20 protein-coding genes are annotated in these 26,962 nt (G+C 71.7%); 8 read left to right on the top strand and 12 right to left on the bottom strand.

The window, feature by feature from the left end; translation table 11 throughout:
- The 3 genes from C1I95_RS14960 to C1I95_RS14955 form a co-directional block, all read left to right on the top strand.
- Positions 1-188: PxKF domain-containing protein (locus tag C1I95_RS14960; RefSeq protein ID WP_146605730.1), on the top strand; the 188-nt coding region annotated here is incomplete at its 5' end.
- A 43-nt stretch (positions 189-231) separates the two neighbouring features.
- Positions 232-366: a hypothetical protein gene (locus C1I95_RS36910; protein ID WP_267900701.1), complete on the top strand. Its 135-nt coding sequence runs from the start codon at positions 232-234 to the stop codon at positions 364-366.
- Positions 367-508: 142 nt separating this feature from the next.
- Complete coding sequence (locus tag C1I95_RS14955; RefSeq protein ID WP_111214437.1) at positions 509-1,708, top strand: epoxide hydrolase family protein; 1,200 nt, start codon at positions 509-511, stop codon at positions 1,706-1,708.
- Between the two features lie 58 nt (positions 1,709-1,766).
- Here the strand turns inward: C1I95_RS14955 and C1I95_RS14950 are convergent, their stop codons facing one another.
- From C1I95_RS14950 to C1I95_RS14925, 6 genes are all read right to left on the bottom strand, one after another.
- The gene (locus tag C1I95_RS14950; RefSeq protein WP_111214436.1) at positions 1,767-4,364 is read right to left on the bottom strand and encodes a M64 family metallopeptidase; all 2,598 of its coding nucleotides are present in this window, start codon (positions 4,362-4,364) and stop codon (positions 1,767-1,769) included.
- 149 nt (positions 4,365-4,513) lie between these two features.
- On the bottom strand, positions 4,514-6,640 hold the full coding sequence (locus C1I95_RS14945; RefSeq protein ID WP_111214435.1) for a Xaa-Pro dipeptidyl-peptidase: 2,127 nt from the start codon (positions 6,638-6,640) through the stop codon (positions 4,514-4,516).
- Positions 6,641-6,887: 247 nt separating this feature from the next.
- Complete coding sequence (locus C1I95_RS14940) at positions 6,888-8,432, bottom strand: amino acid adenylation domain-containing protein (protein ID WP_146605729.1); 1,545 nt, start codon at positions 8,430-8,432, stop codon at positions 6,888-6,890.
- Positions 8,429-9,742 (bottom strand): condensation domain-containing protein, encoded by a 1,314-nt coding sequence (locus C1I95_RS14935; RefSeq protein WP_233513678.1) that lies wholly within the window; start codon positions 9,740-9,742, stop codon positions 8,429-8,431. The genes C1I95_RS14940 and C1I95_RS14935 overlap by 4 nt, the downstream gene beginning before the upstream one ends.
- A gap of 2 nt (positions 9,743-9,744) precedes the next feature.
- Positions 9,745-11,031 (bottom strand): cytochrome P450, encoded by a 1,287-nt coding sequence (locus C1I95_RS14930; RefSeq protein WP_111214432.1) that lies wholly within the window; start codon positions 11,029-11,031, stop codon positions 9,745-9,747.
- The gene (locus C1I95_RS14925) at positions 11,028-11,414 is read right to left on the bottom strand and encodes an acyl carrier protein (protein ID WP_233513677.1); all 387 of its coding nucleotides are present in this window, start codon (positions 11,412-11,414) and stop codon (positions 11,028-11,030) included. Before C1I95_RS14925 ends, C1I95_RS14930 begins: the two co-directional genes overlap by 4 nt.
- A gap of 180 nt (positions 11,415-11,594) precedes the next feature.
- On the opposite strand from C1I95_RS14925, the gene C1I95_RS14920 reads away from it, so the two are divergent.
- Both C1I95_RS14920 and C1I95_RS14915 read left to right on the top strand, forming a co-directional pair.
- A complete protein-coding gene (locus C1I95_RS14920; RefSeq protein WP_111214430.1) occupies positions 11,595-12,974 on the top strand; it encodes an MFS transporter in 1,380 nt (459 codons plus the stop codon).
- A 188-nt stretch (positions 12,975-13,162) separates the two neighbouring features.
- Complete coding sequence (locus C1I95_RS14915; protein ID WP_111214429.1) at positions 13,163-14,596, top strand: condensation domain-containing protein; 1,434 nt, start codon at positions 13,163-13,165, stop codon at positions 14,594-14,596.
- An 18-nt stretch (positions 14,597-14,614) separates the two neighbouring features.
- On the opposite strand, the gene C1I95_RS14910 is transcribed toward C1I95_RS14915, so the two are convergent.
- Together C1I95_RS14910 and C1I95_RS14905 are read right to left on the bottom strand one after the other, a co-directional pair.
- On the bottom strand, positions 14,615-16,525 hold the full coding sequence (locus C1I95_RS14910; protein ID WP_199523753.1) for an ABC transporter ATP-binding protein: 1,911 nt from the start codon (positions 16,523-16,525) through the stop codon (positions 14,615-14,617).
- Positions 16,522-18,444, bottom strand: coding sequence for an ABC transporter ATP-binding protein (locus tag C1I95_RS14905; protein WP_199523752.1), 1,923 nt, complete (start codon positions 18,442-18,444; stop codon positions 16,522-16,524). Before C1I95_RS14905 ends, C1I95_RS14910 begins: the two co-directional genes overlap by 4 nt.
- Positions 18,445-18,672: 228 nt before the next feature.
- On the opposite strand from C1I95_RS14905, the gene C1I95_RS14900 reads away from it, so the two are divergent.
- Both C1I95_RS14900 and C1I95_RS14895 read left to right on the top strand, forming a co-directional pair.
- Positions 18,673-21,132, top strand: coding sequence for a tetratricopeptide repeat protein (locus tag C1I95_RS14900; RefSeq protein ID WP_111214428.1), 2,460 nt, complete (start codon positions 18,673-18,675; stop codon positions 21,130-21,132).
- Between the two features lie 184 nt (positions 21,133-21,316).
- Positions 21,317-22,045 (top strand): YoaK family protein, encoded by a 729-nt coding sequence (locus tag C1I95_RS14895; RefSeq protein ID WP_111214427.1) that lies wholly within the window; start codon positions 21,317-21,319, stop codon positions 22,043-22,045.
- 48 nt (positions 22,046-22,093) lie between these two features.
- On the opposite strand, the gene C1I95_RS14890 is transcribed toward C1I95_RS14895, so the two are convergent.
- Positions 22,094-22,492: a hypothetical protein gene (locus tag C1I95_RS14890; RefSeq protein ID WP_111214426.1), complete on the bottom strand. Its 399-nt coding sequence runs from the start codon at positions 22,490-22,492 to the stop codon at positions 22,094-22,096.
- An 83-nt stretch (positions 22,493-22,575) separates the two neighbouring features.
- Between C1I95_RS14890 and C1I95_RS14885 the strand changes: the two genes are divergently transcribed.
- Positions 22,576-23,196, top strand: a complete 621-nt coding sequence (locus C1I95_RS14885; RefSeq protein WP_111214425.1) for an L-threonylcarbamoyladenylate synthase — start codon at positions 22,576-22,578, stop codon at positions 23,194-23,196.
- Between the two features lie 18 nt (positions 23,197-23,214).
- On the opposite strand, the gene C1I95_RS14880 is transcribed toward C1I95_RS14885, so the two are convergent.
- The 3 genes from C1I95_RS14880 to C1I95_RS14870 form a co-directional block, all read right to left on the bottom strand.
- On the bottom strand, positions 23,215-23,880 hold the full coding sequence (locus tag C1I95_RS14880) for a helix-turn-helix transcriptional regulator (RefSeq protein WP_111214424.1): 666 nt from the start codon (positions 23,878-23,880) through the stop codon (positions 23,215-23,217).
- 111 nt (positions 23,881-23,991) lie between these two features.
- Positions 23,992-24,771 carry a glucose 1-dehydrogenase gene (locus C1I95_RS14875; protein ID WP_111214423.1) on the bottom strand — a complete coding sequence of 260 codons (780 nt, stop codon included), beginning with the start codon at positions 24,769-24,771 and terminating at the stop codon, positions 23,992-23,994.
- Positions 24,772-24,886: 115 nt separating this feature from the next.
- Positions 24,887-26,677 carry a glycoside hydrolase family 15 protein gene (locus tag C1I95_RS14870; RefSeq protein WP_111214422.1) on the bottom strand — a complete coding sequence of 597 codons (1,791 nt, stop codon included), beginning with the start codon at positions 26,675-26,677 and terminating at the stop codon, positions 24,887-24,889.
- Positions 26,678-26,962: the final 285 nt, after the last annotated feature.

The raw sequence follows: 26,962 nt of genomic DNA, 5'->3' as shown, positions 1-26,962 counted from the left end.
CCATCACGCCGCGCCCCACCCCCGTCGCAGCAGTCAACCCCGGCAACTCCAAGATGTCGGTCAGCGCCAACGGCCAGTACAACTACGTCTGGAAGACCGACCCAAGCTGGGCCGGCACCTGCCGCGAGTTCGTCCTGACCCTCGACAACGGATTCCAGTACCGCAGCTACTTCAAGTTTGTCGGCTGATCGGTAACACCGATCCACGGTAGGACCCGGGGGAGCGTTCCGCATGACGGAACGCTCCCCCGGCCCGTTCACCCGGTCGCGGGCGGCCCGGGTTCGCTACCGCGAAGACCCGTTTCGGCGTTCCTCGTCCCTCGCCGCGCTGCCCGTGTTCGGTGTCGGTTTTGTCGCCGGCGAGTGACCCGGTCAACCGTTCTGCCGCGCCACTCGGCAGCTGGTTCGGGGTTTCCTCTCGCGGGTATGCGGGCCAGGCGGTTGTCGGGTGGACGCACCGACGCCGACTCCGCGGTTCCGTGAACCAACCCAGGTGAGGGACGGGCACAGTGGCGAACAAAACTGACATCCGCTCCTATCGCGTCGATGTTCCCGAGTCGGACTTGGCGGACCTGCGTCGACGCATCGCGGCGACCCGGTGGCCCGACAAAGAGACCGTCGGTGACCAGTCACAGGGCGTGCAGCTGGCGAAGATCCAGGCGCTGGTGCGCTACTGGGGGGACGGCTACGACTGGCGGCAGACGGAGGCGAACCTCAATTCGCTGCCGCAGTTCATGACGGAGATCGACGGGCTCGACATCCACTTCATCCACGTCCGCTCCGAGCACCCGAACGCCCTGCCGCTGATCATCACGCACGGCTGGCCCGGCTCGATCATCGAGCTACTGAAGGTCATCGGCCCGCTCACCGACCCGACCGCCCACGGTGGACGCGCCGAGGACGCCTTCGACGTCGTCATACCCTCGATGCCGGGCTACGGGTTCTCCCAGCGACCCGGCAGCACCGGCTGGGACCCCGATCACATCGCGCGTGCCTGGCACGAACTCATGGGGCGACTGGGCTACGAACGCTACGTGTCGCAGGGGGGCGACTGGGGATCGGTCGTCGCCGACGCCATGGGGCGTCAGGCACCGGCGGGACTTCTCGGGATACACGTCAGCATGCCGGCGACGGTCCCGGGCGATCTCGCGACCGCCATCCAGGTGGGCGAGCCGGCGCCCGCGGGACTGTCCGGCAAGGAGAAGGCCGCCTTCGAGAGGCTCAGTACGTTCTTCGGCAAGAACGGTGCCTATGGCGTCCTGATGCAGACCCGTCCGCAGACCGTGGGTTACGCCCTGACGGACTCTCCGGCGGGACTCGCCGCCTGGATGTACGACAAGTTCGCCCAGTGGACGTACAGCGGCGGCGAGCCCGAGCGGTCACTCACCAAGGACGAGATGCTCGACGACATCTCGCTCTACTGGCTGACGAACAGTGCCGTGTCCTCCGCGCAGCTCTACTGGGAGAACAACAACAACAATTTCAGCTCGGCGGCCCAGAAGACGGACGAGATATCGCTTCCCGTCGCGGTGACGGTGTTTCCCGGCGAGATCTACCAGGCACCGAAGAGTTGGACCGAGCAGAGCTATCGCAATCTCGTCTACTTCAACGAGGTCGACAAGGGCGGACACTTCGCGGCGTGGGAGGAACCGGAACTCTTCGCGAAGGAGATCCGGGCGGCTTTCGCCCCGCTCCGTCAGGGGATGTGAGTGGTGGGCCGGCGCTTGCGCCGGCCCACCACGTGGTCCTTGCTACCGCGACGGCGTGCTACAGAGCCGCGCAGTCACCGCCCTTGGGGCCGTCCACCGTGTTCGGAGCGCCGAAGTCCTTGACCGCCGCGCTGTTGCCCGTGCAGTTCAGGGATTCGGTGATCCGGCTGCCGACCAGGATCGGACCGTACGCGCCGGCCAGCCGGCTGAACCGCTCGTTGGCGGTCGCCTGGACGTTGTCCGACAGGGTGAGCGAGCCGTTGACCCGGCTGCCGGCGATCGTCACGTCCCGGGCGGTGCCGGTGATCTTGGCTCCCCCGTTCACCGTGCTGCCGAAGAGCTGCACCGCCTGGGCGCCGGCCGCCGTCAGACCGCCGTTGATCGAGCTGTCGCTGACCACCAGCGAGGCACCGGCCCGGACCGTGACGCCACCGTTGACCTGGGCGCCCTTGAGGCACGTGACGCCCTCGCTGACCACCAGCTTGGGCTGCTTGCCGGTCAACGTGGTGGTGCAGTCCGGCGACGAGCCCGGCAGCACGGTGGCCTGGTAGGCGCTCGGCACACCGACGTTGCCGGCCGCGTCGATCGCCCGGTGCTCCACCAGGTGGGTGCCGAAGCCCGGCACGAACCCGCCGCTCGGGTGGTTGTCCGGCAGGGTCTGCTCGAAGGTCGCCTTCGACAGGCCACCGGTGCCGAGGTTGCCGTAGGTCAGCGCCTTCACGTTCGTGCCCGAGTGGCGGAACTGGAACGGCGATTCGGGCATCGGCTGCTCGGGGAACCCGAAGTAGTGGAACCAGCCCTGCTTGTTCAGCCGGAGCTGGCCGACGACGTACCGGTCCTCGTCGTACCCGGTGCGGTCGTCCTGCGGGTCCAGCCACATGTCCCACCCGTTGAAGTACACCGGGTGCTCCGTGCTGCCGGCGAGCCGGGTCAGCGGCTCGGACAGGGTACGCGGCGCGGTCGGCAGGGCGTTGTCGACCGTCCACTCGATCCGGTCGGAGACGCCACCCGGATCCGCCGGGTCGGTCACCGTCGCGACCAGCTGGTAGGTGCCCGCCGCCAGGTTCAGCGCGCCGAGGTCGAGGCTGCGGCTGTTGTGCGGGTTCGGCAGTGCGGTGCCGTCGAGCGACCAGGTCACCTTGACGATCCGGTCGGTCGGGTGGTTGGTCCGCACGAAGACGACCTCGTCACCGGCGACCGGCTGGCTGTTCATCGTGGCACCGGTGATGGTCGCCTCGGGCGCCGACGGCGTCGCCTTCGTGTCGCCCACCGTCCACTGCCGGGTCTGCACGAACCGGGGCCCGTTGAAGCCGGAGTTCGTGGCGGTGTTGTTGGTCGACGGGTTACGGACCCAGTCGATGCCGTCCGGGCCGACCGGGTCACGCACCTCGACGTGCACCACGGTCCCGGCGGGCAGGTCCAGCTCGCCGAGGTCGACGTCGCGGGCGTTGTTCGTGTCGAGCACGGTGCCGTCCGGGCCACCGACGCGCCAGGTGACCTCCAGCTCGTGGTAGCGCGGCTGCCCGCTCTCCACCCACAGCACGCTGTCGGAGGCCACCGTGCCCGCCGGGGTGTGCCGGACGTTCATCTGCCCGGAGTTCCGCATACCGGTCACCCGGGCGACCATGTGTTCGAGGCCGACCTGGTCGAAGTCGAACCCGATCCAGCGCATCATCGAGTGCTCGCTCGGCCGGCGCTGGCCGCAGGGGTACGTGCCGCCGCCCTCGTGCGCCCCGATGATGCCGCCGGACAGGCTCTCCTCGCCGACCCAACGCCACCACTTGTGCTGTTCCTCGACCAGCTGCTCCGCGCTGCGGATGGTGTGGTGGAAGCTGCCGGGCTCGCCGCCGGTGTAGCAGGCCCGCACCACGTCCCGGGAGGAGTACGGGTACTCGTCGGCCAGGGTGCCGAGCGAGTGGCCGATCTCGTGCAGCGAGATCAGCGGACCCTGCGGGGAGCCGCCGGAGGTCGTCGCGTTCGTGCCGCCGATACCGCCGTACGTGAACGTGTTGAAGATCGCCAGGGTCTGCACGTTCTGGGAGGTACGGGGAATACCCAGCACCGGCGCCACGTACGTGTCGATGATCCGGTTGTGCGCCTGCGAACCGGTCTCACAGGGGTTGACCCCAGCCGGGTAGTACGCGGCGAAGTTCGCACAGTTCACCGGCGCACCGCCGTAGACGGTGCCCCGCGACAGCGGGTCGTTACAGCCGTCCTGGTAGATCATCCGCAGCGCGGTGTTCTTGGCGTTGATCGGCCCTTCCCGCTGGCCGGTGTCCCGGATCGTGCCGTCCGGATGGCGTACCCGGCCGTCCGGGTCGCATCGGACGCCGTAGTCGATCGAGGCGATCTCCACCGCGTACACGTTCATGTAGTTGCGGTAGGTGCGGAACGGCTCCGTGGCCCACATGACCGCCAGGTTGCGGTCCACGTCCTCGAGGAAGACCTTCTGCTGGTCCCACTGGTAGCCGTCACCGAGGATGATCAGATTCAGCCGCTCGGCCGCCGGGCCGGTGATCTGGATCGGATGCACCTTCGGGTTGGGCAACGGCATCGGCGGGCCGTCCGCCTCGGCGCCGCTCGCCGGGCCCATGGTCACGCTCAACATACCGGCGACCAAGGCAGCCGCCGCGAGCATCGCAACCTTGACTCTCATTGGCTTCTCACCTCATTTCCATTCGCCGGCAGTGCCTCTCGCCGGCATCGAGCGACAGCATCAGAAAACCTGAACCGGAAGCTTCCGCGGTCACCGGACGGCCGACCTGGCACCGTGCGGCGGCCGCGGAAGCTCCCCGTACCACCTCGTTACTTGCCGACGCCCGACCTGGCGGCCGCCGACACGATGGAACCGCGCTGGTTCGGCTTGAGCACGCCGGCCGCGATCAGCTGGTCCACCACCTCGTTGACGTGCGTCACGAACTGGCCGTGGTTCGGCCACTGCTCGCCGTCGAGGATGTGGTCGTTGATGGTGCAGTTGCCGGCGAGCGAGCGGTTGGCCACACCACTGTTGACGCCGCCGATCACCACGGTCGCCCGGGTGTCGGTGGTGGCGCAGATCGGCATCGCCAGCGGACCGCCGACCACGGGCAGCCGCAGGGTCGTGGCGGCCAGGTCCACGTTGAGCACCGTGCCGGGGGCGGGCTGCAGGGTGAACTCACGGTCGGTCGAGAAGACCATCAGACCGATCCGGTACCCGGCCGGGATGACCTGGTCGTCCGGCTGCAACGGCACGGTGACGTCGACGAACTCGCCCGGCACCAGGGGCTCGCTCTGGGTGAGCGAGTTGCGGTTCTGCGGGTCGGCCCAGCCGCGGGTGATGATGCTGGTCGTGCTGCCCTGGGTGCTCGACGTGCAGCCCGAGGCGCTGGTCCACGGCAGCCGCACCAGGGCCACCGACAGGTTGGCCGCCGCCTTGCTCGCGCTCATCCGCAGCGTCACCGTCGCCGAGCCGGAGATGTGCACCGGTGCGGTGAGTTCCGGCGTCACGTAGAGCAGCCGTTGGTCGGACACCGTGGTGGCCAGCGTGCCGGCGTTGCAGGCGGTGTTGCCGGCGTCGACCAGCGACTCGACGCCCGTGCCGGGTCGGGCCAGCGGGGTCAGCCCGCCGGTGGTGTCGCCGCCGGGCTTGAGGACCATGGTGACCGGCTTCGCGGCCGGGTTCGGGTAGTCCGCGTACGGGGTGAGCTGGCTGGCGCCGATCTCGTTCCGGGTCACCCAGGCCCGCGCGTCGTTCTCGACACCGTTGTCGATGCCGTACAGGTAGCGGCTGAACCACCGGTTGCGCATGTCCAGCGGCGGAGCGCCACCGTGCCCACCCTGGTGGAAGTACATCTGCACCGGCGTGCCCTGCTTCTTCAGCGCCTCGGTGATCCGCACGCTGTGCTCGGGCATCACGTTCCAGTCGTTGAACGCGTGCGCCATCAGGGTGGCCGCCTTGACGCCGCCGACGGCGTGCAGGTAGTCCCGGCCGGCCCAGAAGTCGTTGTAGTCGCCGTTCTTCCGGTCCTGGAACCGGTTCAACTCGTTGACCCGAACCTGCTCGATGCAGTACGCCCGGCGGTCGGGGAAGCCGCTGTGGATGTAGTCGAACAAGTAGTCGATGTCCTCACCGACCCAGCCTCCGGGGTTCCGGACCAGGCCGTTGGAACGGTAGTAGTGGTAGTACGAGGTGTTCGGCGCGATCGGAATGATCGCCTCCAGCCCGTCGACACCGGTGGTGGCGGCGGCCAGCGGCAGAGTGCCGTTGTACGACGTACCGGTCATGCCGACCTTGCCGGTCGACCAGCTGGTCGCCGAGACCTCCACGTCGCCGTCGACGCTGGTGTAGCCCTTCGCCCGGCCGTTCAACCAGTCGACCACCGCCTTCGGGGCCAGCGACTCGTTGCTGCCACCGACCGTCGGGCAGCCCTGCGACAGGCCGGTACCCGGGGAGTCGGAGTGCACCACGGCGAACCCGCGCGGCACCCAGGTGCTGACCTCACTCGTGGACACCGAGGTCCGGGTCGGCCGGTGGGCGACCGCCGGCGGTGAGATCCGAGCCGGCGGCTCCTCACCGAGTTCGTGTCGCACATTCCAGAAGTACTGCGACTGGGTGGACGCCGTGCCGGCGTAGTAGGGGCTGGTCTCGTAGACGACCGGCACCTTCAACCCGTCGGCGGTCTGCCCCGGCCTGGTGACATCCACGTGCATCCGGTCGAGCTTGCCGTCGCCGTCGGAGTCGAACTCGCTCTCCACCCACAGCTGCTGGCGGATCCAGCTGCTGGAGTTCGCGAACTCAGGGACGATCTGGGCCTGACCGTCGACAAAGACCGGCCCGACCCCGTCCGGGCTGGCAGCCGCGGGTCCGGCAACACCTAAGGAAAGCACCAACGCAGCCGCACAGGGCACCGCCACCAGGGCGGCGACCCGTCGACGCACGCTTCGTCGCGCCATCGTGAGCCCCTTCCGTCGTTATCCGGGCCCGCCCGAATAACGGCGAATGGCCCGACACAGTCGGTGCCGCGACCCGACTGCTGTCCACGTGAATCACCGACCCGTTTTTTGGTCACCCGACCGTAACTGCCAGCTCAGAACGGAGGCACCAGACACCTGACGGATTCTGTGGGTGCGCGGCCATGCAAACGTCGCAACGACGCGGTCATCCCTGACAGCGCCGCTGCCGGCGACGATCTTCCGCGGTTCAGACGGCGACCAGTGAAGCGGCGCGCCGGTCCAGTTCGCCGTGGTCCACCTTGCCGTTCGGCAGTACCGGCAGGCTCGACACGGCCTCGAACCGGACCGGCAGCGCCGCGGCCGGCAATCGGGTGAGCATGAACGCCCGGATCCGGGGCACGTCCGGGACCGTGCCCGTCGGCACCACGAACCCGACCACCCGGTGCCGGGCGCCTTTGGTCACCACGCCCACCGCCGCGGCGGCTACCCCGGCGGCGGCCGTCAGCACATGCTCGATCTCCCCCCGCTCCACCCGTACGGCACCGAGCTTGAGCTGGTCGTCGAGGCGACCGTGGAAGGTCAGCAACCCGTCGTTACCGACGGCGACGAGGTCCCCGGTGCGGTAGAGCCACTCATCGTCCACCGGGCGGAACGGGGAGCTGTCCGGGTCCGGGTCCGGTGTGGCCGGTCGGGCGACGCCTGGCCCGCCCACGTACAGCTCGCCGACCTCGCCGGGGCGCGCCGGGGCGCCGGCGGAGTCCCGTACGTACAGGCGGGCTCCGGGTATCGGGGTACCGAGCGACACCGAGATGCCGGTGACGTCGGCCGGGCCGCAAGCGTGCACGGTGCACCAGACCGTGCACTCGGTCGGTCCGTACTCGTTGTAGAGCCGGGTTCGTGGCAACGCCGCCAGATGCTCGCCCACCAACGCAGGTGGGCACGCCTCGCCGGCGACGATCGACGTCGACAGCGAACCCAGGTCCGCGGCGAGGCCCCCGCGCAGCGCGACCCGGTACAGGCTGGGCACCATGAGCAGATGGGAGGGGCGCCAGCGGCGGGCCGCACGGCCGACGGCGACCAGGTCCGCGGGGCGGCTGGCCGGGATGACCAGGTGTCCCCCACCGGCCAGGGTCCAGTAGATCCCCGCGACCGAGCTGTCGAAAGAGATCGACGAGCAGAGCAGGAACACCCGGACCGGCTCCCGGTAGTAGGCCAACCGGGCGGCCGTGGAGTACGCCAACGCCGACGCCGACACGGTCACCCCTTTCGGAACCCCGGTGGAGCCGCTGGTGAAACAGGTGTAGGCGGCCTCACCACGACCGCTCGCCGGCGCCGCACCGGCCGCTGCCGGCTCCGTGAGCGAATCCGCCGGCCGGTGCGTGAGCTGCTCCATCTCCACCACGGACAGACCGTCCAGGGCGAGCGGTAGTCCCGGCTCGGTCACCGCCACCCGGGCTCCGGAGGCCGCCGCCATCAGCTGCTGGCGGGCCACCGGGAAGGCGGCGTCCACGGCGACGTACCGGGCACCGGCGCGTAGCGCCCCGAGCATGCCGACCACCGCCCAGCGGGACATCAGCGCGTGGACCACAACGCAGTCCCCGGGCCGTACCCCGTGCGCCCGCAGTTCCCGAGCGAGCGCGGCGGACCGGTCGGCCAGCTCGCGGTAGGTCAGCGTCGCCTCCCGGTCGCTGACCGCTGGACCGTCCGCGTCGAACCATGGCTCCAGCAGATCGAGAATGTGCGGCGGGTACGTGACCGCCGCTCCGACCAGCTGCGGTTCCCAGCCGCTCACCGGAATCCTGCCAACTGGTCGAGCCGGTGCAGGTAGCCGTTGACGCGCTCGGCCACCCAGGCACCGTCGAACAGCGTCGGGTCGTAACCGACCTGACCGGTGACCGGGCCCGCGCCGACGAGCCGCCACCGCAGCGCCGTCGGGATCAGGGGCATGGCCGACAGGGCGACGTCCAGCGGCGCCAGGTCGACGGCTGGTTCGTCCACCAATGGGCGCACCGGTGGCGGTGGTACGTACTGGAAGAACGGCAGTACCCGGTCCCGGCTGGTCAGCGCCGCAGCGAGTTCCGGCGTCTGCCGCACCACTGGCATCAGGGGGATGTCGTTGACGTACGCCTCCCGGCAGGTGGCGTCGACCCTGCGCAGCAGCTCCTCCGCGGTCGGGTCACCGGAGAGGTCCAACCGCATCGAGAGCATGTTGAACAGGCACCCGACGGTCTCCCACTCCGACGGGATGCGCCCGGGGGTGAGCACCGGCACCACCGCCGCACCGTCGGTGCCCGCGAAGAACTCGGCGACGAAGGCGGTGAACAGCACGGTGAACGGTGTGGTTCGCCGGCGCCGGGCGGCGTCCGCGACACGCCGCCAGAGATCCTCGTCGACGGCGAACGACGCGGTGGCCGTCCTCTCCGTCGGCCCCTGGCCCGGGGCACCCGACCGCCGGGCGCTGGCGAGGGGCACCACCGGCAGGCCCAGTTCCGTGACGCCGCGCAGACGGTCGCGCCAGTACGGGACCAGCCGGCGGATGCGCGCCTGCCACTGGGCGGAACGGTCGTCGGCGGCGATGTCGACGTACTGCATGACGGCGCCGTCCAGCGGGTCGACCCCACGTACCCGGCGGGTGTAGGCCGCGACCAGGTCGCGGGCCAGCACCGACAACGACCACTCGTCGACCGCGACCCGGTGGCCGACGAGCACCAGCAGCCCGTCGCGCTCCGAGTACCGTCCCAGGTACGCCCACAGCCGGGGCACCGCGTCGCTCGGATGCTCCAGCCGGCCGATCGACGCCATGAACCGCTCCGGCGGGTCGTCGGTGTCGAGGTCGGTCACCGTGAGCGTGGCCGGCTCCGGGGGCTGGACCCGCTGGTACCGCCGGGTGCTGTCGGCGACGACGACGGTCCGCAGCGCCCCGTGCCGGGCGACGACATCGCCGAGCGCGGCGCGCAGCACGGTGGTGTCCACCGGGCCGGTGACCCGGTGGGCCGCCGACAGCACCGACCGGGGGCCGGATACCCGCCCCGGGCTCCAGCGCTCCAACTCGTCGAGCAGTTCCTGGGCGTAGGTCAGCGGCGATCCGGACACTTCGGTCACAGTCAACTGTCGTCCCTCCGACGGGGCCACCCGACCAGGGGAAGCCGCTGGTAACCGCTGAGAAAGGTCGACCGCACCCGCACGGGTTCGCCATCCGGCGTCAGCGATTCGAAGGTGGCGAACAGTTCGGCGAAGAACAACCGCAGCGCCAGCCGGGCCAGGTGTGAGCCGATGCAGTAGTGCCGGCCGGCGCCGAACGCGAGGTGCCGGTTGGGTGCCCGCCGTACGTCGAACTCGTCGGGGTGGGCGAACACCGCCGGGTCGCGGTTCGCCGATCCCAACCAGGCGACGACGGCCTCACCGGCGGCGACGGTCACCCCGGACAGGTCGACCGGGCGGCGGGCCACCCGCATGAAGTGGCTGGCCGGCGAGGCCCAGCGCAACGCCTCCTCGACGCCGCTGGTGAGCAGGTCGGGCCGGTGCGCCCAGCGGGCGTACCGGTCGGTTCCGGCGAGGTGCGCGAGTGCCGCCGCCGGCACGTGCGGGAGCGTGACACTGGCGCCCAGCAGCAGGCTGTAACAGTTGGACACCACCGATCCCCGCCCCAGCGGCTCCCCGTCGACCTCCATCCTGAGCAGCAGGCTCACCAGGTCCTCGCCGCCGCGGCGGGCCCGCTGCCGGGCGAGGTCGGTGAAGTAGGCGAACAGCTCGCGGTGGCCGCGCCGCAGGGTCGCCTCGGCGCCCTCGGGGAGCTGGTAGGCCGGGTCGTCCTCGGCGGTACACATGCCGGCCAGCCGGGTCAGGTCCGGCCAGTCCGCGACGGGGACTCCGAGCAGCGGCCCCACCACCACCAGCGGCAGTCCGGCGAGCACCGTCGCGGCGTCGAACGACCCGCCCGCGGCGTGGTCGGCTAGCAGCGCGCGCACCCCGGCCGTTACGTCCTGGACGTACCGGCGGGCGGACGAGGCGCTCATCGCGCGCTGCACCGGCAGCCGCATCCGGTCGTGCCGGGGCGGATCGGTGGCCGCCATCTGCTGGCCGGCGGCGGGATCGCGGCGGCCCAGCAGGTTGAGCAGGGTGCCCCGCTCGGAGGTGAAACAAACGTGGTCGGCGAGCACCCGGTTTACGTCCTCGTACCTGGTGACCGACCAGAATCCGCGCGCCGTGCCGGCGTCCGCCACGGGTTGCCAGTGCACCGGCCGATGCCGGCGGAGCTGATCCCACACCGCGTACCGCCGATCGCTGGCCAGCAGCGCCGGGTCGGCGAGGTCGACCCGCGACAGCTCCCCCGGGTCGAGGTGCGCCGGGCCGGGCGGCGCGGCGCCGCCGGGCGCGGATCGGGGGCTCACTCCCCACCCGCCGGGAGCGCCGGCACCATGGCGCCCACAGCGGACGGCGCCGGCGGGTGGCCCATGGTGGACACCGGTGCCGGCATTCCCGCCGGGAACGGCGGCAGCAGGTCCCGTACGGTGGCGGCCAGCTCGGCAACGGTGGGTGCGATGAACAGGGTGGCCGCGTCCGCCTCGACGCCGAGCGCCCGGTCGATGTCCAGTTGCAGCTCAGCGGCGAGCAGGGAGTCCCCGCCGAGCTGGAAGAAGTCATCGTGCCGGCCGATCGGGCTGACACCGAGCCGGGCCTCCCAGAGCTGCGCCAGCCGGTGCTCCAGCTCGCTGTCCGGTGGAACGTACGGCGACGGCATGCCGAGTTGGTCTCGGGGCACAGCGGTGGTCACGGACACCTCCGGGAAAGAGTCAGGCGCCGCCAGGCACCAGGGTCGGCAGCGCCGACGGTGACCTCGACATGCAAACCCCGCTCGGCCCAGGGGCGCCAGGGGAGCCGGCGTTCGGCCTTGTTCGGAACAGATCTGAACGTGTCCGCGCAGGCACCGCGGTGTCGTCCGGTCCGCGGCGTGATGGAGTACCTGCGCCGGAGACGCCAGCTCACCGAGGGGGCCACGACCATGGGGCAGGCCGCGACCTACCGACAGGTGTTCGCGGTACGCGAGTACCGGCACCTGTTCGGTGCGTACGTGCTGTCACTCGTGGGTGATCAACTGACCGCGGTCACCGTGTCATTCATCGTCTACTCCACGACCGGGTCGGCGCTTTTGGCCGCGGCCGCTTTCGCCAGCTCGTACCTGGCCTGGTTGGTCGGCGGACCGCTGCTTTCCGGGTTCGCCGACCGGTTTCCGCGTCGGCGCGTCATGGTGGTGTGTGACCTCGCGCGGGCGGTGGTCATCCCGCTGCTGGCGCTGCCGATGCTGCCGCCCGGCGCGGTGGTGGCGCTGGCCTTCGCCGTGAACCTGCTTCGTCCGCCGTTCGTCGCGGCCCGGGCCGCGCTGATGCCGGAGCTGCTCGACGGTGACCGCTACCCGGTCGCCAACGGCCTGGACAACATCGCCGCACAGGTCGCCCAGGTCGGTGGCTTCGCCATCGGGGGCGCGCTCGTCACGCTGCTGACCCCACAGGGCGCCGTTCTGGTGGACGCCGGCACGTTCGTGCTCTCCGCCGTACTCCTGCTGCGCGGCGTGCCCGCGTCGCCGGCGCCCGCGCCGCGTCGCCGTGCCGAGCAGGACGGGTTCGCCGCCGCCATGCGGCTGGTGCTGACCGACCGGGCGCTGCGCGCGTACTTGCTGTTGCTCTGGATCGCCGGCACGTTCGCCTGCGCCGCGGAGGGGCTCGCCGTTCCGCTCGCCGCCCAGTACGGTGGCGGGCCGGCCATGGTCGGGCTGCTGCTGGCCAGCGCCCCACTTGGCATGACGGTCGGCGGCATCGCCGTCACCCGGTTCTGCCCGCCCGAGGTACGGGCCCGGCTGATCCCGTTGCTCGCTGTGCTCTCGGTTCTGGTGCTGGTCGCCGTGGGCACCGCGCCACCGCCGCCGGTCCTGATGGGTCTGCTCGTGCTGTCCGGGCTTGGTACGGCGTTCGCCGTCCCGCTCAACTCGATGTTCGGTCGAGCGGTTCCGGCCGCGTACCGCGGTCGAGCGTTCGGAGCCGCCCTGACCGGCCTCGCCGGACTGCAGGGTCTCGGGATGGTTTCGGCCGGCGCGGCCGCGGACCACTGGCGGGCCACCACCGTGGTCGGTGCCACCGGGCTGCTCGGTACCGTGGCGGTCCTCGCCGCGCTGGCGTTGTGGCCGGCGGCGACCGGTTCACTGCGGCGCACCGGGGCGGCGCGCGACCGGTGGCGGTCCGTCAGCCGCCGGTTGCTGGTCGCCGGCCACGAACAACCCCGAACGGTCCCGAACGCGCCGGGTCCTTCCCGCCCGGAGTCCCCGGTCGATACACCTTAGATCGTTCGCGGCCCACCACGGGTCGCCCGACGGAAAGGAGTGCCCGATGAGCCGCAAGACCACCCGCGGGATCAGCTGGACCTGATCGGCAGGGGGCCGGCGTCCGGCCCGCGCCGGTGCCCCGCCGTCCTCGGTGGGGCACCGGCATCCACGCCCCGGCCCGTGACACCACGAAAGGCAGTGCTGCGATGACTGATCTTCGACGGATCTCCGTGTCCGGGGCCGTCAGCGGCGCCGCCCCGTTGACCTGGGGGCAGCGTGCGATCCTGCGGTCGGTGGAGTGGGTGCGCGAAGACATCGGCTACTTCAACATGGGCTACCGGATGGCGATACCGGCTGGAGTTGGTGTCGACGGCGTCGTTGCCGCGCTCCGGACCGTACTGGCGCGCCACGCGGCGCTGCGTACCCGCTTTGTTCGAACCGACGGCGAGGTACGCCAGATGGTGGACGGTTCGGGCGCCATCCGGCTGGACGTGCACGAGGTATCCGCGGACGCGGTCGACGCCACGGTGCAGGGCCTGTACGAGCACCGCCGGTCGGTCAAGCTCCGGCCGGAATACGACTGGCCGCTACGGGCACAGCTGGTGACGGCTCCCGGCGGCCCCGCCACGCTTCTGCTGGTGCTCAGCCATCTCGCCGTGGACGGCACCGGAGCGCTGCTGCTGGTCGCCGAACTCGAGCGGGTGCTCGGCGGCGGCGAGGTCGCCGACGAGCCGGTCGGCCCGCTGGACATCGCGGCGGACGAGGCGACGGCGCCGTTGCTGCAACGCCACGCACGCGCGCTGGAGCACTGGCGGCTCGCCCTGACCGACGCGCCAGCGACGCTGTTCGACTATCCTGCCGTCCCCGCCGCACAGCCGCGGTTCCGGGCGCTGACGATGGCATCGAGAGCGGTGACCCTGGCCGCCGACCAGATCGCCGTGCGGCGGCGGGTCACCAGCTCGGCCGTCCTGTGCGCGGCGGCCGCGTGCGTGCTCGGCCAGGTGACCGGCCACCCGGACCTCGCGATGCAGATCATCGTGCACAACCGGTTCGACGCCCGGCGGCGCCGGGTCATCGGCACGTTCGCGCAGAACGGGCTGCTCCGGGTGGATCTCACCGGCCGGTCGTTCGACGAGGCGGCGAGCGCGATGCTGGGCGCGATGCTCACCGCGTACCAGACCGGGTACTACGAGCCGGACGAGATGCGCCGGCTACACGCGGACCTGGCCCGGGAACGGGGTGCGGAGATCGACCTCAGCGCCTACTTCAACGACATCCGGCCCGCCGACCACCGGCCGGCGGCGGCGGGGACGACGGTGACCGCGGAGCAGCTCACCGCGCTCTGTCGGGAAACCACCATCGTCGAGGACGGGGGCTGGCCCCGAGTGGACGCGACCTACTTCGTCACGACGGGCGTGGCGGGCTCGGCCACCACCGTTCAGCTGCTCGCCGACACCACGTTCGTGCCGCTGCCCGAGATGTCGCGTGCGCTGGCCGGGATGGAGCGCCTGCTGGTCCGCGCGGCCACGGACCAGGTATCCGCGGACAGCATCGGGCCGGTCACCGAGGTGCGGCCGGTGCGGCACGACAATGCACCGCCGCAGCCGTCCGGACACCCGGTGTCCACCGACCGGCGCTGACCGCCGACGGCCGGGCCATCACCGGTAGGCGCGGGCCTGCAGGCGGAACAGTTCGGCGTAGAGCCCGTCCCGCGCCATGAGCTGCCCATGGTCGCCCAGCTCGACCACCCGCCCGTGGTCCAGCACGATGATCAGGTCCGCCTCGCGCACCGTCGAGAGCCGGTGCGACACGAACAGGGTCACCGCACCAGCCTCCTCCCGGGCCGAACGCGCGACCCGCTTGAACCGCTGGAACAGGGCGTGCTCCGCCCGTGCGTCCAGGGCGGCGGCCGGTTCGTCGAGCGCCACCAGCAGCGGGCGCGGCCGCATGAAGGCGCGGGCCAGTCCGAGCCGCTGCCACTGTCCGCCGGACAACTCCGCCCCGTCGCCGTAGTCCCGGCCCAGCAGTCCGTCCAGGCCGCCGGGCACCCGCTGGGTGACCGCCTCGGCGCCCGCGGCGGAGATCGCGACGGAGATCGCGGTGTCGTCGCCGATCGACGGAAGGTGGCCGACGCCGACGTTCTCCCGCAGGGTCAACTGCAGCCGCGCGAAGTCCTGGAAGAGGGTCGACATCCGCGACCGCCACTGCTCGGCGGCGGCGCCGGTCAACTCGACGTCGTCGACGAGGAGCCGGCCCGCGCTCGGTTGGTAGAACCCGCACAGCAGCTTGACCAGCGTGGACTTGCCCGCGCCGTTCTCACCGACCACGGCGACGGTCGCGCCGGCGGGGATGGTGAGGGTGACGTCGCGCAGCGCCGGCGCCGCGTTCTCGGCATAACGCACGGTGACGCCAAGCAGTCGGACTCCGGTGACCAGGCGGTCGGGCAGGCCGCCACCGGGCGGCCGCGAAGCCGGTACGGCGGTTCGGGGCCCGGTGCCGCGCCGTGCGACCAATCGACGCATGATCGACGCGGGCGCGGCCGGTGCGGGCACGGTCGGCATGGGCGGCACGGTCGGCGTGGGCGCGTTCGGCGGCGAGTCGACTGCCGCTCGGCGGCGCAGCCAATCCAGCCGCCGCACGGTGTGGCCGGCGGCCTGCAACGTCCCCAGTAGGCCCAGCGCGCCGGCGACCTGCGTGGAGACCTGCACCGCCAGGGTGACCAGCAGTACGACGTCACCGATGCTGGCATCCCCGCGCTCCGCCCGCTGCACCACGATCAGCAGGGTGCCGCCGTACGCGCAACCGAAGATCACCTGCCCGAGCGCACGCAGTCCCGCCGCCGCGTGGTGCGCGCGGCCGAGCACCGAGGTGGTCGCCGCCCAGTCCGCGTCCTGCCGGGCCAGCAGGAACTCATCGGCTCCGGTCAGCCGGATCTCCTTCACAGCGTCGGCCGAAGCGGCAAGATCCATCAGATGCACGGTGGTCCGGATCCGCCGCGCCTGGCTACGGCGAGCCCGATCGACCAGATCCTGGGCGTGCCGGGACAACAGCACCGGCGGTAGCGCCGCCGCCGGCAGCAGCGCCAGCCACGGATCCACGAACGCGAGGACAATGGTGGTCACGGTCAGCTGCACTCCGATGCCGAGCAACTGGAGTACGGCTTCCAGCGCCGGCCGCGTCTGGTGGACGTCCTGGCGTAGGAGGGTGAGCGCGTCGACGAAGCCGGGATCGTCGAAGTGGCGCAGGCCGGCCCCACCATGGGCGATGTCCAGCAGGTCCCGGTCGATCGCCGACTCCTGCCGTTCACCCAGCTCGTGGTGGTAGAGGTGGGCGAAGTGGCCCATCATCAGCTCGCACACCAGCAGCACGGCCAGTGCGACGGCGAGCCAGGTGGTCGTACCCGCGGCTCCGGCGATCGCCGCGTCCGTCAACTGCCCGAGCAGCACGCCGATGAAGGGTGTGGCCAGGTAGCCCAGCAGCATCAGCGTGCCGGCCACGGCCAGGCGGGCCGGGTCGGTACGGACCGCGAGGGCGAGCAGGTAGCGGACTGCCCGCAGCGGTCCGGTCACCGATCCACCTCCACCGTGCCCGGCCCGCCGCGGTCGGTGGAGCGCCGGGCACCAACGGATCGGTACGGTTCGGCACCGCCGCCGGCGAGATCGACGAAATGGCGGGCCTGCAGGGCAAACATCTCCGCGTAACGGCCGCCGGAGGCGAGGAGACCGTCGTGGTCGCCATACTCCACCACCCGCCCCCGCTCCAGCACCGCGATGTGGTCGGCCCGGCGGACCGTCGAGAATCGGTGCGAGATCACCAGGCTGGTGAGGCCGGCGGTGGTCTCCAGGAAACGGTGGTAGAAGTCGGCTTCGGCCCGCACGTCGAGGTGTGCGGTCGGCTCGTCCAGTACGAGCACCGAGGCGCCCGCCCGGACCGCGAACAGCGCTCGTGCCAGCGCGACCCGTTGCCACTGACCGCCGGAGAGGTCCTGGCCGCCGGTGTGGCGTGAGTACAGCGGCGTCGCCAGGCCCGCCGGCAGGTCGTCGAGGACGTCCAGCACGCTCGCCTGACGCGCGGCGTCGCGCACCGCCGCGAGGTCGCCGCGGCGCCCGGGCGCCCCGAGTCCGATGTTCTCCGCCGCGGTGAGTTCGTACCGGATGAAGTTCTGGAAGATGACCGCGAGTTGTCGGTGCCAGCTGTCGCCGTCGAGTTCCCGCAGATCCCGACCGTCGATGCTGATCGTGCCCTGGTCCGGGCGGTAGAACCCGGCCAGTAGCTTGACCAGCGTCGTCTTGCCGGCGCCGTTGAGCCCGACCAAGGCGGTGGAGCGGCCGGCCGGCAGGGTCAGATCGAGTCCGGCGAAGACCGGGCTGCCGCCGGGGTAGGCGAAGTGGACATCCTGAAACCGGATTTCACCGCGGGGGGAGGCCGCCACGGGCCGGGCAACCAGCTGCGTCCGGGCCGCCACACCCGCCCCGGCAACCGGATCGGTCCCCGCGCCCGGCGGTGAGACCCGCTCCACTCGTGCCTCGAGGTCGGCGAGCGCACGGTATGCCTGAACCCCGAACTGGGTCTGCACATCCGACTCCGGGAAGTAGACACCGAACCGGATCGGGATGAGCACCGCCTGCGCGCCGATGGCGAGTTGGAGCACGGTGAGGGTGCCTCCCGCGCCGGCTCGCGCCAGTTCGACCAGGGCGTACGCGGCCCCCGCCAGGCCGACCGCGGCGTAGCCGAGAAACGGTGCGGCCAACAGCCGACGCCGTCCCGCCCAGAGCGGGCCGAGGTACTCCTCGCTGGCCTGCCGGTGCCGCTCGCTGAGCCACCCGCGCAGGCCCAGCACCCGGATCTCCTTCGCCGCCTCCGGACCGGCCGCGAGACGGCGCAGGTACAACACCCGACGCCGGGCGCCGGCCAGCCCGTCCCAGAGCGCCGCGAACCGGCCCAGCGAGCCGCGCTGCCCGAAGCGGACGACCAGCGCGCTCACCCCCACGGCCACCGCCGCCGGGGCACCGAGCACGACGGCGACGAGTACGACCGCACCGACGAGCTGGCTGTAGCGGGCCACCAACGCCAACGCGCCGGCCACCGCCCGCCCCGGCGTGGGCAGGTCACCATCGAACGCCGCCCGGATGTCCGCCAGCTTGTCGAGCGTCCCCGGATCTTCCAGGGCGGGTATCGGTGCCCGCCGGAACGACACGGCGAGCAGCCGGTGGAGGCAGCGGCGGTCGACGCGGCGAGCGATCGCCTCCCCCAGCGCCGGCTGGAACGGCGCCAATACCTGTTGGACGAGGAAGCAGCCGAAGGCGGCCGCCAGCAGCGGCAGCTCGTCGCCGCCCGAGGCAAGCCGGTCCAGCATGACGCTCATCCCGACGAGGAAGCCCAACGGCAGCACACCGATGGACACGTTGAGCACCCCGGCGGCCACCGCGAGCGGGCCCGCGTACCGCAGCAGCCGGGCGACGGCCAACCACCGTTCGTGACTTCGCACCGATCCACCCGTGTTCCACAGCAGACATGACGACGCGGAAAGCTTCACAGCTCCGGCGGCGGGACAGGCGGTCGTCGCCGTTCGGGCCTGTTCGAATCCGTTCGTCGGTCACGGGCGCGGACCCGGTCCGCACGGCACCACACCGTGCCGTACGGGTTCGCATCGGCGGGTTATTGTGATGGCGGTCGAAGTCTGGTGGGTTCACCACGCGCGACTGAACGGGGCTGAATGGAGCACATCGCAGATTCCGACATCGACCTCACGACCGCCACGGACGCGGCGCAGTTCGTGGCACTGCTGCGGCGGCTTCGCGACCAGTCGGGCCTTCCGTACCGGCTGATCGCGCGGCGCGCCGAGACCAACGGCGACGTGCTTCCCGCCAGCACGCTAGCCACGATGCTCGGCCGCTCGACGCTACCCCGCCGAGATCTGGTCCTCGCGCTGCTCCGGGCATGCAACGTGCCGTTCGCCCGACAAGCCCGATGGCTCGACACCTGGCGCCACCTCGCCGCCAACCGGCAACTCCCCCGGGTCGACCCGCAGGCACCGGACGGGGACCCGCCCTGGCAGCCCACGGCGGTCCACACGCCCCGGTCCCGACCCGGCGATCCAGCCGGCACCACCCAGACCATCGGCGTCCTGTCGACCGGCGGTGCCGGGCCGACCGACCCGCGGACGATCCCCGCCCGGCCGGTCCCGTTCCAGCTGCCGCCACCGTCGCCGGTGCTGGTCGGCCGCGACCACGAACTCGAGCTGGTACTGGCCGGCCTCGCCCCCGACCACGCCGTACTAACGCTGGTCGGGCCCGGCGGCATCGGCAAGTCCGCGCTCGCCCTGCACGCCGCCCACCGGGCCGCCGCACGGTTTCCGGACGGCTGTCTCTACGTCGACCTGCACGGCGCGAGTGCCGGCATCGCGCCCGCCGAACCGGCAGACGTGCTGGCGGGCTTCCTGCACGCGCTGGGCGTCCGCTCGGCGCCCTCCTCGATCGAAGAGGCGAGCGCGCTGTTCCGTACCGCCACCGCCGGTCGCTCGCTGCTCGTCGTGCTGGACAACGCGGCGTCGGCGGCGCAGGTTCGCCTGCTGCTGCCGAGCGGCGCCCGGTGCGCGACCGTGGTGACCAGCCGCTGGAAGCTCGCCGACCTGGACACCAACGCACGGATCGCGTTGCGTCCGCTACCCGGGCCCGCGGCCCGGGCGCTGCTGGTGCACCTGTGCGGGGCGGACCGGGTCGCCGCCACCCCCGCCGCGGTCGAAGCGATCATCGAGCTGTGCGGCGGGCTGCCCCTGGCGTTACGCATCGTCGGGGCGCGCGCGGCCAGCCGACCGGACAGCAGGGGGCTGGCCACCCTCGCCAGCCGGATCACCGACCACCGGCGCCACCTCGACGAACTTCAGGTCGGGGACCTGTCGGTACGGACCAGCATCCGACTGGGCTACCGCACCTTCGCCGAAGCCCCGGACGAGGAACGCCAGCAGGCGGCCCGGTTGTTCCGGCTCGCCTCGCTGCCGGACTGGACCGAGACCACCGCCGCCGGCTGTGCCGTACTGCTGGCCGCGCCGGTCGACCGGATTGAGTGGGCGCTGGAGCAGTTGCTCGACGCCCACCTGGTGGAGCCGGCCGGCGACGAGCGGTACCGGTTTCACGACAGCGTGCGGATCTTCGCTCGGGAGCAGGCCGCCGCGGCGGACCCGGCGGACGACCGGGCCGCGGCCCTGCGCCGGCTGGCCACCGCCTTCCTCGCCGCCGCGGCGACGGCCGCGGAACTACTCTTCCCGCACGACACGCTGCCCTACGACGCCCTGCGGCACCCCGACGGGGACCTGCTGCTGGGACCGGCGAGCGTGGAGCAGGCCTGGCAGTGGTTGGAGTGCGAGCGGACCAACCTGCTGATGATCGCCGGCCAGCAGCTCGACGCGGGCGACAACCTGCACCAGGTACACAGCCTCGGGCTGGTGGTCGCCAAGTACCTCGATTACGCCGGCCACTACGGCGACCAGGAACGGTTCGGGCAGTTCGCGGTCGCCGCCGCCGAGCAGCTCGGCGACCGACCTGGCACCGCGAAGGCGCTCAACATGCTGGCCATCGCCATGCTCCGGCACAACCGGCTGGCCAACGGCATCACGCTGCTGGAGCGGGCCCTGGCGACGCAGCGCGAGCTCGGCGACCAGGCGGGCACGGCGACCTGCCTGAACAACCTGGGCAACGCCTACCGGGACAGCGGCGACCTCGACACGGCGCTGCGGTATCTGCGGGAGACGCTGACCATCCGGCAGTCGCTGGGCGACCGATACAGGGTGGGCTCCACCCTGGACAACATCGGCATCGTGCTGCGCCGCCTGGGCGACATAGCCGGGGCGCTGCGGCACCACGAGGCCGGTCTGGCGATCACCCGAGAGCTCGGCGACCAGCACCGGGAAAGTCTCATGCTGACCAACCTCGCCGAGACCGAACACCTGGCCGGCTTCCACGTCGAGGCGCTGAACCACGCGCGAGCGGCGCTGCGAATGTGCCACGAGCTGGGCAACGTCCGCGGCTGTGGGCTGGCTCTGCGGTTGACGGAGAAGGCGTACGCCGGGCTGTCCGATCGCGGTCGGCCACCGGCCGCTGCGCTACTCCCGCCCGACACCGGTACGGCGACGCAGGCATCCCCCACGCCAACGCCGGCATCGACACGGCCCGGTTGAGCCGCCGAGCGGGCCGCACACACCGGCCACCGGCGGGACGTGGCGCGGGGTCGTCCGTCGCTGCTGCGTAGACTCTGGTCGGGTCGATCGCCCTGCTCACGCCCACTCCCACCGCACGCCGCGCGGCCTCGGCGTCTCCCGGCGACGGCCACGCGTCCGCTCGCCGGCGAGCCTCGGAAGGATCATGATCAAGACGTACGACGTGCCGCTGCTGGTGCTGACGGTGGCGACGGGGGCGATCGACGGTGTCAGCTATCTCGCCCTGGACCGGGTCTTCACCGGCAACATGACCGGGAACGTCCTCTTCATCGGCTTCGGTCTGGCCGGCGTCTCCGGCCTGCCGGTGCTCAACAACCTGGTGGCGCTGCTGGCCTTCATGCTCGGCGCGGTGCTGGCCGCCCGGCTGACCAGGAATGCGTCGGGGCCGGCGAAGCTGCCCCGCTCCGGTCTCGCCATCCTCGCCGGCGGCACCGCGCTGACGCTCGCCCTGGCCGGGCTCTGGCTCGGCACCGGAGCACCGGGCGAGGCCGCGATGCTGGTCACGACCGGACTGCTGGCCCTGGTGCTCGGCGCCCAGGCCGCAGCGGTCAAGCACATCGGCATCCGGGACCTCTCCACGGTGGTGGTGACGATGACGATCGTGAACCTGTCCACCGACAGCCGGGCCGCCGGCGGCGCCGGAGCGGCGTGGCTGCGGCGATTCGGGGCGATCGTCGCGATGGGGCTCGGTGCCCTGGCCGCCGCGATCCTGACCTTGCGGGTCGACGGCTCGGTCGCACTGCTCATGGCCGGCGTGGTGATGGCGGTCGGTACGGCGATGGTCGCGGCGGTCCGCCGGCGGGAGGTGGCGGCCGCGGCTGCCGCGGCGGCCGGTACGGGCGCGGGCGACAGCGGCCGGGCGGCGGGAACCTGAGCCTGCCCGTGCCTGGCGGGTGCACCGTCCGCGCCGGCCCCCGGGAGGTCAGCGCAGCCGACGGCGCCCGCTGAACCAGTCCCGGGAGGCGCGGATGTTGAGGGCGCAGACCACCCAGACCAGCAGGCCCAGGCCGACGACGGTGATCGCGCCGAAGAGGCCGAGCGAAGCGGCGGCCAACAGGCCCGCCAGGGCGTACGCCGGGTAGGGCGCCCACGGGCGGCGGACGGCCAGGCTGACCGCCACCAGCGCGCACGCCGTGGCCATCACGGCGAAGAACACGGCGGCGCCGAGCGAGCCGCCCTGGGCCAGCATCCGGTGCACCGTCGCCAGGGCGAACAGCAGCGACAGCAGCGCGAAGACGAGCACGGTGACCCGTACCGGAGTGGGCATCGCGGGATACCTGAGCATCTCCCCGAAGCCGCCGCCGGGAGCGCGTACGACCATAAAGACAACGATGAACGTCGACCTTTAAGGCGGATGGAGACTGTCGCCAAGGCGACAGTTCCGGTCGCTCTAAGCTACCGGTCATGGCGAGGTACTTCGACGTGCACCCGGACAACCCGCAGCCGCGCACCGTCGGCCAGGTGGTCGACATCGTCCGCCGGGACGGGCTGATCGCCTATCCCACGGACTCGTGCTTCGCCCTCGGCAGCCAGCTCGGCAACAAGGACGGCATGGACCGGATCCGGGAGATCCGCCACCTCGACAGCGGCCACCATTTCACCCTGGTGTGCCGCGATTTCGGCCAACTCGGCCAGTTCGTGCAACTCGACAACGCGGTGTTCCGGGCGGTGAAGGCGGCCACCCCGGGCCGCTACACCTTCATCCTGCCCGCCACCAGGGAGGTGCCGCGCCGGCTGCTGCACCCACGCAAGAAGACCGTCGGGGTACGCATCCCCGCGCATCCGGTCACCCGCGCGCTGCTGGACGAGTTGGGCGAACCGTTGTTGTCCAGCACGCTCCTGCTGCCCGGCGACGACGAGCCGATGACCCAGGGCTGGGAGATCAAGGAACGCCTCGATCACGCCGTGGACGCGGTGGTCGACGCGGGTGACTGCGGCACCGAACCGACCACGGTGGTCGACTTCTCCGACGGCGAGCCGGAGATCGTCAGGATCGGCGCCGGCGACCCGGCCCGGTTCGCCTGACCGGAGTGCACCGGCGGGTCAGCGCAACAGGTGCCGGGCGAGTTCGGTCCGGTTGCGTACGCCGAGCTTGCGGTAGATGTTGCCGAGGTGGAACTCGATCGTCTTGGCCGACACCGACAGCCGCCGGGCCGCCTCCTGATTGCTGAGCCCGTCGGCGACGGCGGCCGCGACCCGGAACTCCGTCGCGGTCAGCCGGGCGGCGGGGCCCGCGCCGCCCTCGGCATCGGCCTCCGCCGGGCCGGCGGGCTCGGTCGACTCCGCCGGCGACGACCCAGCCGCCCGGACCGCGCGGCCCGGCGGCGGAGTGGCGATACCGCTCACCTCGGTGACCGATTGGAGATCGGCGGCGACGCGGGCGAGCAGGCCGGCCGCGCCGGTCGCCGCGTACTCGCTGCAGGCCAGCTCCAGTAACCGGATCGCGTCGGCGCGCCGGCCGAGGCGGGCGTGCTGGGCGCCGAGCAGCCAGGCCAGCCGGGCCCGGGACAGCCGCTCGACCGGCCGGTTGAGCCCGGAGAGTGCCCGTTCGAGCCAGGCCATCGCGACCGGGTCGGCCGGGCCGGCGATCCACGCCCGCCAGGCGGGCAGCGCCGGCGCACCCGGCCAGTCCAGCGACGGATCCTGGATCGACTCGATGACCGCCTGCGCGGCGGCGGCACGGCCAGCACAGGCGCCACCAGAAGGCACGGTACGGCGACCAGGGACAGCATCGGCTTGCGCATGGACACCTCTTCGACCGCTCGGCTCCAGCCGCCGTCGATAGTAGATGGTCGATGCGCTCAGGTCACGGTCGCGGGCTCACGCCCCCTGGCCCTGGTTCTGCATCAGGCCGCCGTCGATGAAGTAGGTCGACCCGGTGACGTACTCGGCGTCGTCACTGGCCAGGAAGACCGCCACCTTGGCGATCTCCTGCGGCTGGGCGGCCCGCTTCCAGGGGATGGTCTGCACCTGCTCCTCCAGGTACTGGGGGTCGTCGATGGCCCGCTGGTTGAACGGGGTCAGCACCATCCCCGGGCCGATGTTGTTGACGTTCATCCGCATCGGGGCGACCTCCAGGGCGAGGCTCTTGGCGAACTCGAGCAGGGCGCCCTTGCAGGTGTCGTAGTCCGCGCCGCCGGCGCGGGCGACCTCCTGGTGGATCGAGGTGATGTTGATGATCTTGCCGAATCCGCCCTGGTCGCGGCGGTGCCGCACGAACCGCCGGGAGCAGAAGAACGCACCGTAGACGTTGGTCCGGATGGCCCGGTCCCAGGTCTCGGTGTCCAGGTCCGCCACGAAGATGCCGGAGGCGTCCACCCCGGCGTTGTTCATCAGGATGTCCAGGGTGCCGAACTCGGCGAACGCCTCGTCGAACATCGCCTCGACCTGGTGCTCGACGCTGATGTCACCCTGCACCACCACGGCACGTCGACCGGCTTTCTCGATCTCGGCCTTGGTGTGGTTGGCCCCCGCGTGGTCGTGCAGGTAGTGCACCACCACGTCGGCGCCCTCCCGGCCGAACTCGATGGCGGTCGCCTGCCCGATGCCCGAGTCTGAGCCGGTGATCAGGGCGGTCCTCCCGTGCAGCCGTCCGGTCATCAGGGTGCTCCCTCCGCAGATCCTGTCCCGGCCGGGCTTACCCGCTCGTCGTGGCGCTAACCGGGACGCAGGTGGTTGCGTGACACGCCCCCGCCGCGCGGGCGGCACCGTGCTGCTACGACCCGTTGCCGCCCGCCTCGCCCTGCGCGATGGCCCAGGCCGCGTTGATGAGGCCGATGTGGGACAGCGCCTGGGGAAAGTTCCCGATGAGGCTGCCGTCGCGCCGGTCGATCTCCTCCGACAGCAGACCGAGATCATTTGCCCGGGCGGTGACCATCTCGAAGATCTGTCGGGCCCGCTCGGTCCGGCCGGCCAGCACCAGCGCTTCCACCAGCCAGTACGAGCAGATGACGAAGGCGCCCTCGTCACCCGATCCGGTCCAGCGTTGCACCAGGCCGTCCCGGACCAGGTCGCGTTCGATGGCGTCCACGGTTGCCAGGACCCGCTCGTCGTCGCCGGGGAGGAATCCGACGATCGGCATGACGAGGACACCGGCGTCCAGGTGGTCGGACCCGAAGGCGCCGGTGAACGCCCCGACCGAGGTGCTCCAGCCCGTGGTGAGGATCGCCGCACGCAGCTGCTCCATCGCCCGCGACCACCGGGGGACCTCCGCCTCGGCGTGCAACAGCGGCGCCAGCCGGATCGCCCGGTCGAGGGCCACCCAGCACATCAGCTTCGAGGTCAGGTAGTGCCGCTCGCCCTCCCGCCCCTCCCAGATGCCGGCGTCGACCTCCGGCCAGGTGTCGGCCGCCCGGTCGGCCAGTGCGCGCAGCAGGGTCGCGGCCGCGGGCGACAGGTCCCCGAGCCGCTCCCGCAGGATCCACGCGCACTCCATGACCTCGCCGAGCACGTCGAGTTGCCGCTGCCGCCAGGCGTCGTTGCCGACCCGCACCGGCCGGCTGCCCTGGTAGCCGTCGAGGTGGTCCAGAATGTGCTCGGTCAGATCGCGCTCGCCGCCCGCGCCGAGCATGATCGGCACGTGGTCCTCGGCGGTCACCGAACCCACCGACGCGGCCTTCCAGTCGAAGAAGCGGTGGGCCTCGTCGGGGCAGGCGGCGACCCACAGCGCCTTCAGGGTGAAGCTGCCGTCGCGGAGCCAGCCGAACCGGTAGTCCCAGTTCGCCGTCCCGCCGACCTCCTCCGGCAGCGAGGTGGTGGGCGCGGCGATCACCGCACCGGTGGGCTGGTAGGTCAGCGCCTGCAACACCAGCGCGCTGCGCCGGACCTCTTCCCGGTAGGGCCCCTGGTAGCCCTGATGGATACGGTCCCACGACTGCCAACCTTCGACCGTGTCCCGCAGCGCCGCACGGCCGTCGAGCAGCGCCACCGGCGCCTCGGCGGCGCTGCGGTGGTGCAGCGCGAACACCATGTCCTGGCCCTCGGTGAGCGTGAACCGCCCGGTCACCAGGCACCCGTCGACGGTCAGCTCGTGATCGCTGGTCAGCATCAGCCGGTCGGCGCCGCCGGTCAGCTCGATCCCGGTCGCCACGCCGGTCACGGTGGGGCTGACCAGGCCGTACTCCGGTCGGGCCGCGACCTCGACCGTCACCTCCACCGTACCGGCGAGCACCTCCACCCGACGGATCAGCACGTGCGGAGACGTGAAGCCGATCCGGTGGCCGCGCTCCCCCGCGCCCAGGCTGAGGGCGTCGGTCAGCCGCAGCACCCCGCTCTCGGTACGGAACTCCGTGCGGACGGCCATCGTCCCGTCCACGTAGTGGCGGGTCGTCGTGTACCGCCCGGACGGCCGGATCGACCAGTGCCCTCCGGCGGCGTCGAGCAGGCGCGCGAACACGCTCGGCGCGTCGAACCGCGCCGGGCACCACCAGTCCACGGACCCGTCCGACGACACCAACGCGGCCCCGTGGCAGTCCCCGAGAAGCGCGTAGTCGCTGATCGCCGCCACGCCCGGCTCGTACCCGTGGTGGCGCTCGTTACTCGTCCTGTCGGGTGAGGGCGGTCCGTCGCGCCGATCTTCCCCGACGGCGGGCTGATTGACCGGGTCATCGCGGTCAACACCGCCACCGGCAACTACCAACAGTCTTGACAGTTCCACTCAACATCGACAAACTTCGTTGTGAGAGCGCTCTCCGGTTCCCCAATACACCGCGATGCCGACATCGCCCCACCCCAGGAGGAGTCCATGCCGCGAGCGCCACGCACCCTCACAGCCGCCGCCGCCCTATTACTC

Origin of the sequence: Micromonospora craterilacus (genome assembly GCF_003236315.1) — a bacterium.
Taxonomy (GTDB): Bacteria; Actinomycetota; Actinomycetes; order Mycobacteriales; family Micromonosporaceae; genus Micromonospora; species Micromonospora craterilacus.
Note: the sequence above shows the minus strand (reverse complement) of the source record. Positions and strands in the feature narration are given on the sequence as shown.